This is a genomic window from Amycolatopsis sp. NPDC059021 (assembly GCF_042739895.1).
Classification (GTDB): domain Bacteria; phylum Actinomycetota; class Actinomycetes; order Mycobacteriales; family Pseudonocardiaceae; genus Amycolatopsis.
This window is the reverse complement of sequence record NZ_JBHYIQ010000015.1, coordinates 112,301-123,548: the sequence shown is the minus strand read 5'-3', so window position 1 is coordinate 123,548 and position 11,248 is coordinate 112,301. Positions and strand designations below refer to the sequence as shown.

Annotated in this window: 16 protein-coding genes; 9 read left to right on the top strand and 7 right to left on the bottom strand. The window is 70.6% G+C overall.

Annotated features, from left to right (window positions below):
* Positions 1 to 79: 79 nt before the first annotated feature.
* Positions 80 to 256 carry a gallidermin/nisin family lantibiotic gene (locus ACFWX1_RS12065; protein WP_378386476.1) on the bottom strand — a complete coding sequence of 59 codons (177 nt, stop codon included), beginning with the start codon at positions 254 to 256 and terminating at the stop codon, positions 80 to 82.
* Positions 257 to 518: 262 nt separating this feature from the next.
* Here ACFWX1_RS12065 and ACFWX1_RS12060 point away from each other — a divergent pair, with 262 nt between their 5' ends.
* Genes ACFWX1_RS12060 through ACFWX1_RS12040 form a run of 5 tightly spaced genes read left to right on the top strand, consistent with a single transcriptional unit; the run spans position 519 to position 4,293 of the window.
* Positions 519 to 1,082: an RNA polymerase sigma factor gene (locus ACFWX1_RS12060; RefSeq protein WP_378386474.1), complete on the top strand. Its 564-nt coding sequence runs from the start codon at positions 519 to 521 to the stop codon at positions 1,080 to 1,082.
* Positions 1,079 to 1,966 (top strand): hypothetical protein, encoded by an 888-nt coding sequence (locus ACFWX1_RS12055; protein WP_378386472.1) that lies wholly within the window; start codon positions 1,079 to 1,081, stop codon positions 1,964 to 1,966. Before ACFWX1_RS12060 ends, ACFWX1_RS12055 begins: the two co-directional genes overlap by 4 nt.
* A gap of 32 nt (positions 1,967 to 1,998) precedes the next feature.
* Positions 1,999 to 2,598: a hypothetical protein gene (locus tag ACFWX1_RS12050; protein WP_378386470.1), complete on the top strand. Its 600-nt coding sequence runs from the start codon at positions 1,999 to 2,001 to the stop codon at positions 2,596 to 2,598.
* Complete coding sequence (locus ACFWX1_RS12045; protein WP_378386469.1) at positions 2,595 to 3,377, top strand: hypothetical protein; 783 nt, start codon at positions 2,595 to 2,597, stop codon at positions 3,375 to 3,377. Before ACFWX1_RS12050 ends, ACFWX1_RS12045 begins: the two co-directional genes overlap by 4 nt.
* Before the next feature lie 37 nt (positions 3,378 to 3,414).
* Positions 3,415 to 4,293, top strand: a complete 879-nt coding sequence (locus tag ACFWX1_RS12040; RefSeq protein ID WP_378386467.1) for an ABC transporter ATP-binding protein — start codon at positions 3,415 to 3,417, stop codon at positions 4,291 to 4,293.
* Positions 4,294 to 4,297: 4 nt separating this feature from the next.
* On the opposite strand, the gene ACFWX1_RS12035 is transcribed toward ACFWX1_RS12040, so the two are convergent.
* Complete coding sequence (locus ACFWX1_RS12035; RefSeq protein WP_378386465.1) at positions 4,298 to 4,630, bottom strand: DUF4288 domain-containing protein; 333 nt, start codon at positions 4,628 to 4,630, stop codon at positions 4,298 to 4,300.
* 57 nt (positions 4,631 to 4,687) lie between these two features.
* Positions 4,688 to 5,014, bottom strand: a complete 327-nt coding sequence (locus tag ACFWX1_RS12030; RefSeq protein ID WP_378386463.1) for a hypothetical protein — start codon at positions 5,012 to 5,014, stop codon at positions 4,688 to 4,690.
* A gap of 274 nt (positions 5,015 to 5,288) precedes the next feature.
* On the opposite strand from ACFWX1_RS12030, the gene ACFWX1_RS12025 reads away from it, so the two are divergent.
* Entirely contained in the window at positions 5,289 to 5,939 is a 651-nt protein-coding gene (locus ACFWX1_RS12025; protein WP_378386461.1) for a hypothetical protein, read from the top strand.
* Here ACFWX1_RS12025 and ACFWX1_RS12020 read toward each other — a convergent pair.
* Entirely contained in the window at positions 5,876 to 6,319 is a 444-nt protein-coding gene (locus ACFWX1_RS12020) for a DoxX family protein (RefSeq protein WP_378386459.1), read from the bottom strand. The genes ACFWX1_RS12025 and ACFWX1_RS12020 overlap by 64 nt on opposite strands.
* A 1-nt stretch (position 6,320) precedes the next feature.
* Complete coding sequence (locus ACFWX1_RS12015; protein WP_378386458.1) at positions 6,321 to 6,509, bottom strand: VOC family protein; 189 nt, start codon at positions 6,507 to 6,509, stop codon at positions 6,321 to 6,323.
* Positions 6,510 to 6,591: 82 nt separating this feature from the next.
* On the opposite strand from ACFWX1_RS12015, the gene ACFWX1_RS12010 reads away from it, so the two are divergent.
* From ACFWX1_RS12010 to ACFWX1_RS12000, 3 genes are all read left to right on the top strand, one after another.
* Positions 6,592 to 7,473 carry a sigma-70 family RNA polymerase sigma factor gene (locus ACFWX1_RS12010; protein WP_378386456.1) on the top strand — a complete coding sequence of 294 codons (882 nt, stop codon included), beginning with the start codon at positions 6,592 to 6,594 and terminating at the stop codon, positions 7,471 to 7,473.
* A 62-nt stretch (positions 7,474 to 7,535) separates the two neighbouring features.
* Positions 7,536 to 9,113: a CocE/NonD family hydrolase gene (locus ACFWX1_RS12005; RefSeq protein WP_378386454.1), complete on the top strand. Its 1,578-nt coding sequence runs from the start codon at positions 7,536 to 7,538 to the stop codon at positions 9,111 to 9,113.
* 103 nt (positions 9,114 to 9,216) lie between these two features.
* Positions 9,217 to 9,843 (top strand): ATP-dependent Clp protease proteolytic subunit, encoded by a 627-nt coding sequence (locus ACFWX1_RS12000; protein ID WP_378386452.1) that lies wholly within the window; start codon positions 9,217 to 9,219, stop codon positions 9,841 to 9,843.
* Here ACFWX1_RS12000 and ACFWX1_RS11995 read toward each other — a convergent pair.
* Both ACFWX1_RS11995 and ACFWX1_RS11990 read right to left on the bottom strand, forming a co-directional pair.
* Positions 9,830 to 10,675: an alpha/beta hydrolase gene (locus tag ACFWX1_RS11995; RefSeq protein ID WP_378386515.1), complete on the bottom strand. Its 846-nt coding sequence runs from the start codon at positions 10,673 to 10,675 to the stop codon at positions 9,830 to 9,832. The genes ACFWX1_RS12000 and ACFWX1_RS11995 overlap by 14 nt on opposite strands.
* A 92-nt stretch (positions 10,676 to 10,767) precedes the next feature.
* Positions 10,768 to 11,127, bottom strand: coding sequence for a VOC family protein (locus ACFWX1_RS11990; RefSeq protein WP_378386450.1), 360 nt, complete (start codon positions 11,125 to 11,127; stop codon positions 10,768 to 10,770).
* Positions 11,128 to 11,248 lie beyond the last annotated feature (121 nt).

Genomic DNA, 11,248 nt, shown 5'->3' with positions numbered 1-11,248 from the left:
CCGCGCGCCCCCCCCCGGCGCGGGCCGGCGGCGGCGGGGCGGCTCGGGGGGCCCCCCCCCCCCCCGGCCGGGACCGGTGTCAGCAGCAGTGGCTGCAGCCGCTGCCGCCGCCATCGCTGGTGCAGCCCGGCGTGCAGTACGAGTAGCTCGTCACCGCCGGACCGGCCGAGACGTTGCCGACGCCGACCCGCAGGTCCAGGTCGAACAGGTCGACCGTCTCCGGAGTCTCGGTCTTCTGCTCCACAAGCGAGCTCATGGTTCCTCCTCCATCGCGTGAACCGCCCCCAACGGACGGCGATACCCACGACCCGGACCGCCTGTTCGGCAGCCCCGGCCGCGGTTCGAGACAAGCAGGCGGGATCGGGCGCTACAACGCTTCGGGGCCGATCTGGCAGAGACGTCAGTGCCGGACTGCCAACCCGGGAATCCCGGTGGGCGCGGCGCCGGCGCGGCACGAACGGACCAGCCGCGACGGCTCGATTTGAACCGTTCCGGGGCCACCCGCTACACAAGGGTGTGTGGACTCCGACGAGGCGCTCCTGGCCGCGGTGGCCGGTGGCGAGCAGGCCGCCCTGCGCGCGCTCTACGACCGGCACGCCACCGCCATGCTGCGGCTGGTGCGCCGGATGACGTCGCAGGCCGGGGTCGCGGAGGAGATCCTGCAGGAGGCGTGGCTCGCCATCTGGCGCTCGGCGGGCAGTTTCCGTGGCGACTCCTCGGCGCGCGGCTGGCTGTTCGGCGTGGCCAAGCGCCAGGCGCACAACCACCTGCGCAAGGCCGTGCTGCCGGTCGTCGAGCTGGAGGAGGCGGGCGCCGTGCCCGATCCGGCGGGCGACGTCGAGACGGAGGTGTTCGCGAGGGCGGCGCGCGCGGAGCTCGCGGCGGGCATCCGGGACCTGCCGGAGCACCTGCGGGAGGTGCTGCTGCTCGTGCTCGTCGACGACATGGCCTACCCGGACGTGGCGGCGGTGCTGGACATCCCCGTCGGCACGGTGAAGAGCCGGATGTCCCACGCCCGCAAGCGGCTCGCCGCGGCGCTGGCGACGGCCACGGCGAACCCGGTGGCAGGGAGGCAGGAATGAGCACGCATCTGACGGACGATCAGCTGGTCGCGGCCGTGGCCCGCCCGGCGACGGGCCATCTCGCGGACTGCGCGGACTGCCGGGCCCGGCTGGTCGGCTGGCAGAACATGGCAGGCGCCGCCCGCGCGGTCTCGCACGAGCTGACCGGCGAGTTCACCACGCCCACCTTCGACAGCCTGCTCGGGCCGGCGCTGCCCCAGCCGGCGCCCGCGCCCCCGGTCGAGGTGGTCAGCCCCGGGCTGCGCACGTCCTGGCGGCTGGTCGCGATGCTCACCCTCGCCCAGTTGCGGCTGCTTCCGCGTTCGCTCGCCCCGCTCACCCTCCTCGGCTTCGCGGGCAGCGTGCTGCTGGCCGTGCTCACGGCGCGGACGGGGCTGTCGACGGTGTTCTTCGGGCTGGCCGTGACCCTGGTGATCCAGCTCGGCACGCTGACGGCCTGCTCCGCGCGCAGCGATCCGCGGGTCGAGCTGATGGCGACCATGCCGGTGACCCCGGCCGTGGTGTTCGCGAACCGGATCTTCGTCGTGCTCGCGCTGGACACGCTGCTCGCGCTCGCGGCGTCCGCCTCGGCGTCGGCACTCGGGGCCCCGGCGGGGGTGCCGGACCTGATCGCGGGCTGGCTCGGCCAGGCGATGTTCGCCTCCGCCGTCGGCGTGGTGTGCGCGGTGTGGCGGTCGACGGCGACCGGCGCCGTGGCCGGGTTCGTCGTCTGGCTCCTCGGCCTCCTGGGGACGGTCTCGGGCAGCGGATTCGCGCATCGGCTCGGGTCGATCATCGCGCCACTGTGGTCCACCGCGCCGACGACGCTGCTGGTCGCGCTGCTTCTCCTGCTGGCCGCCGTGCCCGGCATGGGCAGGCCTCGCTACGGCGTGCCGTCGGCGTGAACCGAACCGCGCCGGCCGGCTACGTACCTGTCGTGAATGGACTTTGGCTGCACGAGGCCCGTCGCGGCGGCCGCGTCGTGCTGGCGTTGCCACTGGCGGCGGCGGTCGTGCTGGGCGGGCTCGTGCCGTCGCTGGGCGCGGGCATCGTCACCAGGACGCTGGTGGCGGACACGCTGCCGGTCGTGGCGGGGCTCGCGGCGGCGTCGGTGCTGACCGGGGAACGGCTGGTCGAGCTGCATCTGACGCTGCCGGTGCCGTATCCGGCGACGGTCGCGCGCAGGCTCGCCTGGCTCGCGGTGTCGGCGCTGGCCGGCGCGGTCGTGCTGGTGGCCGTGCCCGCGGCAGCCGGGGTGCTGTCCGGGGCAGCCGGGGCGCTGGCCGGGATCGTCGCGTTCACCGCGGCCCTGCTCGGGGTGGCGGCGTACGCCGCGGCGAGGGTGCGGTCGGCGGCCGGGGCGTCGGCGGTGGTGTTCGCCGCCTGGCTGGCCAAGGTGCTGATCGTCGACCAGGCGATCCGTTCGGTGCCGGTGCAGGCGGTGCTGTTGCTCGTGGCAGGCGCGGTGCTGCTGCGCCTTGCCACCCGGCGGCTCGGCGACACCGAGGCACTGCTCCAAGCTACGGAGGAGGCGTGAGCGGAGTGCTTTCCCCCGCGTTGAGCGGCACGGTCCGCTACGAGGCGACGCTCGCGCTGCGCCGCCGCGCCGCCTGGCTGTCGCTGATTCCCTTGTGCCTGCTGGCTTTGCTGCTCGGCCTCGGCTCGCAGGGGCTCACGTCGTACACCGACCCGATGGCCAGGATGGGCGCGACGGCGATGATGGTCAACGCGCTCGGTTCGATCGGGGTCGCCATCGCGCTGGCCGATCGGCTGGCCGCGCAACGGCGTCCCGGGTTGCGGGAGCTGCTCGGGACGACTCCGGCGGGCCCGGCCGGGCGCGCGGCGGGCGTGCTGCTCGGGCCCTGGCTGGTCGCGCTGGTGCCGGTCGCGCTGGTGCTGCTCGCGCTCGGCGTCATCGTGTCGGCCTCCGCCGGGTCCGCGCGGCCGCTGCTGGGCGCGCTGATCGGGCTCGTCACCATCGTGCTGCCCGGATCGCTGCTGCTCACGACGATCGCCACCCTGCTCGGACTGATCCTGCCCGTCGCCGCGGCGCGGATACTGGTCATCCCGCTCTGGTACTGGGCGACGGCGCTGAGCCCGCTCATCCCGGTCCCGACCATCACCGGCACTCTGCTGTCACCGCTCGGCTCGTACCAGTCGGCGGTGTGGCTGGGGACCTTGCCTCCGCCGGACGAAGGCGGCTGGCTGCGTCCGGCCGCGAGCCCGGCCGTCGCCGTGCTCGCCATCGGCGTCACGCTGGCGATGGCGTTGCTGTTCTTCCTGCTCTCCCGCCCGATCCTGGCGGTGCGCCGATGAGCAGCCCAAACCCGCGCATCAGGACGGAGACCGCCCGGTGAACATCACGATCGAGAACCTGACGAAGGTCTACCGCGGTTCGACCGTGGCGCTCGACGGTGTCGGCCTGACCATCGGCGAGGGCATGACCGGCCTGCTCGGGACCAACGGCGCGGGCAAGACGACGCTCATGCGCATCCTCACCGGTACGGTCCGGCCGACGTCGGGCAGTGTCGTCGTCGGCGGGCACGACCTGGCCACGAGCGCGGGCCGGACCGCGGTGAAACGCCTGCTGGGCTACCTGCCGCAGGAACTCTCGCTCTACCCGGACCTGAACGGCCGGGAGTTCCTCGACTACGTCGCGCTGCTCAAGGGCATCGACGACAAGCGGGCCCGGCGCGCGCAGATCGACGGCCTGCTCGCCAGGGTCGGCCTGGAAAGCGTTGCCACCCAACGGATCAGCCGGTACTCCGGGGGGATGAAGCGGCGGCTCGGGATCGCGCAGGTGCTGCTCGGCGATCCCCGGCTGGTCATCGTCGACGAGCCGACGGCCGGGCTGGATCCCGAGGAACGGATGCGCTTCCGTGCGCTGCTGGCAGGGCTGGGCGGACACCGGATCGTCATCCTGAGCACACACATCCTCGACGACGTCGCGCAGAGCTGTGCGCAGGTCGCCGTGCTCGCCACCGGCCGGGTGGCCTACCACGGCACGACGAGCGGGCTGGTCGGCGCGGCCGAGGGGCAGACCCACCTCGTCCGCGCGGCGGCCCAGCCCGACGGCGACTTCACCGTGGTGAACGCGACGAACACCGCCGAGGGCACCGAATACCGTGTCGTCGGCCCGGTCCCGCCGCCCGGCGCGCGCCCGGTCGCGCCGACGCTGGACGACGGCTACGTCGCGCTGCTGCGCTCGGCGCGGCAGGCGACGGCACCGTGACCGGTCAGTCCTTTTCGGACAGAAGAGGCTCGAAGCGGCGGTAGGCGTCGAAGTCGGTGAAGTGGCGGGCGTAGAGATCGCCGCCGCGGCCGAGGTCGTCGTCCAGTGCGGGCGCGACGTCGACGATGTGCTTCAGCGACAGCGTGATCAGCTCGCCGCGTTCGTTGTGGTGGCTGCCCGATTCCCGTTCGGCGCGCTGTCGTGCCATTTCGCGCGCTTCTTCCTCGTCACGGGCGAAGACGAGCACGAAGTCTTCGCGATACAGCGTCCGGTAATCGGGCGAGTCGCTGGCCGACTCATAGAGCACGACGGCGACAAAGGGCTTTTCGGTGGCCATGGTTCCTCTCTACCACAATGGCCGGGGTTCCCACCCGGGGAACCCCGGCCAGGTGTGCTACTTGTCGAAACGCTTGTCGTTGAGCAGCTTCCACGCCTTGACGTCGTCCCGGTCGCCCGCCTGCTTGCCCGCGTAGATCTCGCCGAGGTTGCGGGAAAGGCGGTCACTCGGGAACTCGCGCCGGATCGAGCCCTTCTTGCAGCGGGAAATGAACTTCGCCGCGACCTCCGCGTGGTTGTTTCCCGCGACACAGTCGAGCTGCTCGCCGAACGGGGCCGCGACGACGGCAGGCTCGGCTGCCAGCGCGGACGCGGCGGGCACGACCGTGAAGAACGTGGCGAACACCAGTGCGATCGGCGCGAGGAATCGGACGAACTTCTGCATTTTTCCTCCCCAGGGTAGGGACTTCCGATAACGAGTGCCTGCGGCACGGAAAAGGTGTATCGCGTTCCGCGCGGCGGAGTGGCCGGTTATCGCGAGTTTGGCAGTCCTGTCAGGCATCGGCCGGGGAATACGCGATCCTTGTTCACGTTCGGTCATGACGCTATTCCGCCGGGGTGAGATCCGAGGTCGCGCATTCGTGGGACGGTTGCACGCAGTGATGCCGCCAGGTAGAGTAATCCGCGCAGTCGGCAGCCAAGCTTTGGGGGAAGTGGCCTTGACGACCATGCTCGCGAACAGGCAGGAATGTCGCTACGCACTCGCGCACTGGGGGTTGAGAAACCTTCTTGCCGATAACGCGCACTGGGCGGAACCACACGGAATCGACATCGGCTTCCTCGCACCGGATCGGCTGATCGCCGAGGGCAGAGACGATATTCCGATGATCGTACCCGCGGTGAACGAGGCACAGGCGCAGTTCCTGGCGCAGCTGCGTGATCGCCTGTGCCTCGCGCCGATCCTCGCGATCGTCGACGATCTGAGCGGGCACCAGACCTACCGGGCGATGATGGGCGGCGCCACCGCGGTGCTCAACCTCGAACTCCCTGTGGGGAAACAGGAATCAGTGCTGCAGGCGCTGTTCGAGAGCTGCCCGGGGGCCGATGGTGCCCGCCTCCGCCCGGTGGCGCGGCCGGGCGAGCGATGCCGGCTGGGACAGCACGACCGGCGGCCGCCGGCGGGCGGGACCAGGGTGGATCACTCCGAGCTGCTCGTGAGCCTGCTGTGCGGTTCGAACACCATCGCGGCCATCGCCCGCCGGTTCTACTGTTCCGAACGCTCCATGTATCGCCGGGTGCGGCGGCTCTACGACACCCTCGGCGTCGCCGGCCGGTCCGAACTGCGCACCCTCATGGCCCGGCCGTCCTGAATCCCGAGCGTCCCCAGCACGCGGCTTTCCGGCCGGAGCGCCCAGGAAACCAGCGCGCAGACCGCGAACGACCCGGGCCAGAAGAGATGGCTCGCGCTGGAGCCGGCCGCCGCGTGGGACGCGACGGCGCCGGTCAGCTCGAAGAAAGTCCCGGCGTAGGCCCATTCCTTGAGCCGGGGGAATCGCGGCACCGCGATCGCCACGGCACCCAGGATTTTCCAGATCCCGAGGATCGTCAGGACGTAGGGCGGGTAGCCGATCTTCACCATGCCCGCGAGGGTGTCCGGCCAGCGCATGAGATCGGCCAGGCCGCCGGACACCCAGGTGAACACGATGACGGCGGTCGTCAGCCAGTAGAGGATCCGCTTCGCCTTGGCCATGTCACGGCTCCTGGATGAGGCCGATGGCGTTGCCGCCGGCGTCGGTCACCGACGCCACGAGCTTGCCGCCGCCGGCGTCCTTGACGTCCTGCTGGGGCTGGGCACCGCCGTCGAGCAGCTCGCTGAACCGCTCTTTGGCTTTCGCGAGGTCCTTGACGGGGTAGATGATCGTCGTGATGCCTTCGGGCATGGCGTACTCCTCGAACGGTTTGTCACATCGGCGCGATTTCGCCGGTCAGTGGTATGACAGCCCGCGACGAAGGAATGTGACCATGACCGACCACGACCGGCTGACCTTGCGATTCGAGGAGCACCGCCCGCAGCTGAAGGCGGTGGCCTACCGGATGCTGGGTTCGGTGGCCGAGGCCGAGGACGCCGTCCAGGAGGCCTGGCTGAAGCTCGATCGGGCCGACACCACCGAGGTGGCGAACCTCGGCGGCTGGCTGACGACCGTCATCGGGCGCATCTGCCTGAACATGCTCCAGGCGCGCAAGTCGCGGCGGGAGGAACCCAGCGGAGTACGGCCGGACGAGGCTGTCGCGGGTCCCGCGGACGGCGACGATCCCGAGCAGGAGGCCGTGCTGGCCGACTCGGTCGGGCTCGCGCTGCTGGTCGTCCTCGACACGCTGGCGCCGCCGGAGCGGCTCGCGTTCGTGTTGCACGACCTGTTCGGCGTGCCCTTCGACGAGATCGCCGCCATGGTGGACCGCTCGCCCGCCGCGGCCCGGCAGCTCGCCAGCCGCGCGCGGCGCCGGGTGCGGGGTGCGGACAGCGCCGTCCCCGATCCGGCCCGGCAACGTGAGATCGTCGACGCCTTTCTCGCCGCTTCGCGGGGTGGCGACTTCCAGACCCTGCTTTCCTTGCTGGCACCGGACGCCGTGCTCCACGCCGACGCCGCCGCGGTCAAGATGGGGGTACCTCGCGAAACGGGCGCCGCCGCCGTGGCGAAGACCTTCGCAGGACGCGCTCACGCGGCGAAGCTCGCCATCGTCGACGGTGTCGCCGGAGCGGTGTGGTCGGCGGGCGGGCGCGCGCGTGTCCTGTTCGCCTTCACGATCGAGGACGACCGGATCGTCGCGATCGACATGCTGGCCGACCCCGAGCGGCTCGGCGAAATCGACCTGGTGATCGCCGGATCCCGGCCACGGCGTTGACATTCCGCGGTGATCGGCTCATGCTCCCTGACGGTCACTCGAACGAACGGGGGCACTGGCGCATGTCCGGACTTCGTCAGCTCGAAAAGCCCCCGAGACGCCGGCCACGCTGGTCGCGCCGGTGGGCGCTGATCGCCGCGGTGCCGCTGCTCATCGCCGGGCTGACCGGCGTCGCCCGCGCGGACGACGACGCGGTCGTCAACGGCTGTGTGACGAGTGTGCCCGATCCGGGTACCACCGCTCCGGTTTCGATCTGCTACACGGTTTTCCGGCCACCGGGCGCGTCCGCGGACAAGCCGGTGCCGCTGATCTTCGACAGCCACGGCTGGGGTGGCAGCCGGGCGACGTCGGCGTCCGCCTTCGCGGACTTCCTCGGCGCGGGATTCGGGGTGCTGAGCTTCGACCAGCGGGGCTTCGGGCAGAGCGGCGGGCAGGCGCAGCTGGAGAACCCGGACTACGAGGGCCAGGACGTGCAGCGTCTCGTCGACCTGATCGCGGGGCTGGACTGGGTGGCGAAGCAGGCGCCCGGCGACCCGGTGCTCGGCGCGATGGGCGGCTCCTACGGCGGCGGCTACCAGTTCGTCGGCGCGTTCAGCGAACTCCGTGACCGGGGCAAGACGCGGTTCGACGCGCTCGCCCCGCAGATCACCTGGTACGACCTCGCCGGAAGCCTTGCCCCGCAAGGTGTTCCGCGCAGCGAATGGCCGCTGCTGCTCTACCTGGCCGGGATCCCGTCCACCGCGAATCCGCCGGTCGTGACCACCGGCCTGCTCGAGTCGCTGGCGACCGGGAACTTCCCCGATTCGCTCGCCGCGTTCATGGCCCACAATGGTCCACAGTGGAATGCCGGCCAGGGGCGGCGGCTCGACATCCCCGTCCTTTTCGGACAGGGAATCACCGATAACCTGTTCCCGCTCGAACAGGGGCTGAAGAACTTCCAGAACGCGTTGACTCCACGGGCGCGGGCACAGAGCATTTTCGTCGGCTACAACGGCGGTCACACGCTGCCGAGCGTCTTCCCGCCCGGCTCGCCGGGCGCTGTCGACGTCTTCTCCTCGGCCCAGGCGGCCGGCGATCCTTGTTCGGCGGAACTCGGCGGCGGTGACTTCCGCAAGCTGTCCCTCCGGTTCTTCACCGAGCAGCTGCTGGGCAAGCCGACCGGGCTCGGCGGGCAGGGGGTCTACCATCTGGCAACGCTCGGCGGGCGCTGTCAGACCGTCGGGTCCACGGCGGCCAGCACCGCGATTCCGGTCGGCACCGTCAGCAGCCCGGTCGGCCTCGGCTTGCCGCAGTCCGTTCCGGTCGCCCGTGGCCCGGTGACGATCGCGGGGACGCCGACGCTGGACGCCGACGTCACTTCGACGTCGCCGGACGGCCGCCTGTTCATGGCTTTGTCGGTCGGCACCAGCGCGCTGGACGCGAAGATCGTGCAGAACAACATGCTGCCGCTGCGTCAGCTGGGCGGCACGGAACAGCGGTCCGGGGTCGAGCTGCCGTCGGTCGCGGTGGACGTCCCGGCGGGGCAGACGCTTTTCCTGACCGTGTCACCGATTTCCGATCTGTCGTTCGCGCACGGCAGCCGGATTCCCGGAATCATGACGCTCCGGAACACCGTCGTGCGGCTGCCCGTGGTGCGCTGAACCCTGGATAGGTGATAATTCGCTGATCGTGAACACACGTCATTTCCACGTCGTTTTCCGTTAGCTTCGAACGGGTAACGGATCGCGAGTGGTGGAGGCGTCGATGGGCACGGTCAAGGTTCCGCATGCGCGGCGGTTTGTGCCGTCGTACGTGGAGCACACGAGCTACGGGGTGAAGGAGAGCAACCCGTACAACCGGTTGTACGAAGACAGGATCATCTTCCTCGGCACCCCGATCGACGACGCGTCGGCCAGCGATGTCATGGCGCAATTACTGCAGCTGGAGGGCGACGATCCCGACAGCGATATCGAAATCTATCTCAATTCCCCCGGTGGTTCGCTCACCGCGATGATGGCCATATACGACACGATGCGGTACGTGCGTTCCCGTATTCGCACGGTCTGCCTCGGCCAGGCGGTTTCGGCCGCGGCGCTGATCCTCGCCGCGGGCTCGCCGGGAATGCGGCTCTGCCTGCCCAACGCGCGTGTGCTGATCCAGCAGCCCGCGATCGAGAGCGTGTACGGGCACACGTCGGATCTGCTCATCCAGGCCGCCGAACTGCAGCGGATGCGGAGCCTGATGGAGTCCGCTTTCGCCGAGCACACCGGGAAAACGGCGGATCAGGTGCACGAGGACATCGAGCGCGCGGCCATCTTCACCGCTGGCGAAGCCCTGCGGTACGGGCTCGTCGACGAGGTGGTGCCCTCGCGCAAGTTCACGGCCGCGTGAGATGACCCGCGAACCACCGCGTGATCTCCTCATCGACCACCGTGGCCACGGGCAGTTGCGGAGCGGGCTCCAGCCCCGGCTCGTCGGCGAGGGGATGGGCGAGGCCGGGCACGGTCGTCAGCCGGACGTCCTCGGGCCGCGTGTACCGCTCGCGCAGGGCATCGACGAGTTCGGCCGCGTCCGTCCGCAGCGACGGGTGATCCTCCTCGCCGCTGACCAGCAGCAGTGGGACCTGCGGCGTCCGGGCCGCGAGCTCGCCGGCGAGGGCGACGAAGTCCAGCAGATCGGCGGCGGCGTTTGCTTCCGGCGTCCACGAGTACGGCCCGGTCATCGCTTCGACAAGGCCCACCACTGAGCGCGCGCGGACAGCGGGGTTGACCAGCGCCGCGGCCCGGACCGGGAACCGGTTCTCGACCAGGTGCCGCAGGACGACGGCGCCGCCGAGCGAACCGCCGGCGAGCCCGATCGGGCCGTCGTCGAGCGGGAACCGTTCGCGTAGTTCGGCCAGCGCCGCCGGGAACTCGCCGGTGGCCTGGCGCACGAACGCGTCCACAAAGGACAGCATGGCGTCCTCCCTGATGACCGCCGCGGCGGCGGCCAAACCGCCCTCGGGCATCCGCGCCCCGGACAGCGGCATGCCGAGGTGGATCCGCCACGCCGGTACCGCGTGCATCGGCAGCGCGGCGGCGAAGGCGGCGTTCGTGCGGGGTGCGTCGAGCATGTGCCAGGTGACCACGAGCGGGGCGGGGGTCTCGGCCTCGCCCGCCGGTGGCAGTGCGGTGAAGGGCACTCCCGCGGCCGTGCCGGTGATCGGTTCCTGCCGCGCGCTCATCGCGTCCCCCAATGCGTCGTCCGGTTTTCCGCCACTGTAGACCGAGCGCGGCGCGAGAAAACCGTTGTCCGCCAAGGGCGAAACCGCTTCGGTCAATCGGCGCCGTTCCCGGTTTCGCGCGGCTCGGCGAAGGTGATCCTGTTGCCGTCGGGGTCCGTGATGGCAGTGAGTCGCGTGAACGTCGCGGTGGTGATCTCCTCGACCGCCAGGCCGCGCGCGGTGATGCCCCCTCGGAACGCTTCCACGCTGTCGACGCCGAGGGTGAGCAACGCGGAACCGGCGCGGCTGGGATCGTGCACGATCTGGACCGCCGCGGAGCCGGGGAAGTGCCATTCCGCGAGGCCGTCCATCGGCCGATCGTCCGCAGGGCGGCCGAAGAGGCGTCGGTACCAGGCGAGTCCGGCGTCGAAATCCGCGACCGTGACCACGGCGAGCACGCGGTTGATCGGCATGGCTTCCCCTCTCGTTCACTGTGGTCCAGCCGGCGTTCCCGTCAAGTTACCGGTCTGCGGCGATTTCCGGTACTTGACGTTGCTAGTTATTTCAGTCAATACTGAAATAACTAGCATGTGA

Bases quoted from the DNA above. Each gene is read 5' to 3' on its own strand.
- ACFWX1_RS12065 (WP_378386476.1), bottom strand. From the start codon at position 256: ATGAGCTCGCTTGTGGAGCAGAAGACCGAGACTCCGGAGACGGTCGAC.
- ACFWX1_RS12055 (WP_378386472.1), top strand. From the start codon at position 1,079: ATGAGCACGCATCTGACGGACGATCAGCTGGTCGCGGCCGTGGCCCGC.
- ACFWX1_RS12035 (WP_378386465.1), bottom strand. From the start codon at position 4,630: ATGGCCACCGAAAAGCCCTTTGTCGCCGTCGTGCTCTATGAGTCGGCC.
- ACFWX1_RS12030 (WP_378386463.1), bottom strand. From the start codon at position 5,014: ATGCAGAAGTTCGTCCGATTCCTCGCGCCGATCGCACTGGTGTTCGCC.
- ACFWX1_RS12020 (WP_378386459.1), bottom strand. From the start codon at position 6,319: ATGGCCAAGGCGAAGCGGATCCTCTACTGGCTGACGACCGCCGTCATC.
- ACFWX1_RS12015 (WP_378386458.1), bottom strand. From the start codon at position 6,509: ATGCCCGAAGGCATCACGACGATCATCTACCCCGTCAAGGACCTCGCG.
- ACFWX1_RS12010 (WP_378386456.1), top strand. From the start codon at position 6,592: ATGACCGACCACGACCGGCTGACCTTGCGATTCGAGGAGCACCGCCCG.
- ACFWX1_RS12005 (WP_378386454.1), top strand. From the start codon at position 7,536: ATGTCCGGACTTCGTCAGCTCGAAAAGCCCCCGAGACGCCGGCCACGC.
- ACFWX1_RS12000 (WP_378386452.1), top strand. From the start codon at position 9,217: ATGGGCACGGTCAAGGTTCCGCATGCGCGGCGGTTTGTGCCGTCGTAC.
- ACFWX1_RS11995 (WP_378386515.1), bottom strand. From the start codon at position 10,675: ATGAGCGCGCGGCAGGAACCGATCACCGGCACGGCCGCGGGAGTGCCC.
- ACFWX1_RS11990 (WP_378386450.1), bottom strand. From the start codon at position 11,127: ATGCCGATCAACCGCGTGCTCGCCGTGGTCACGGTCGCGGATTTCGAC.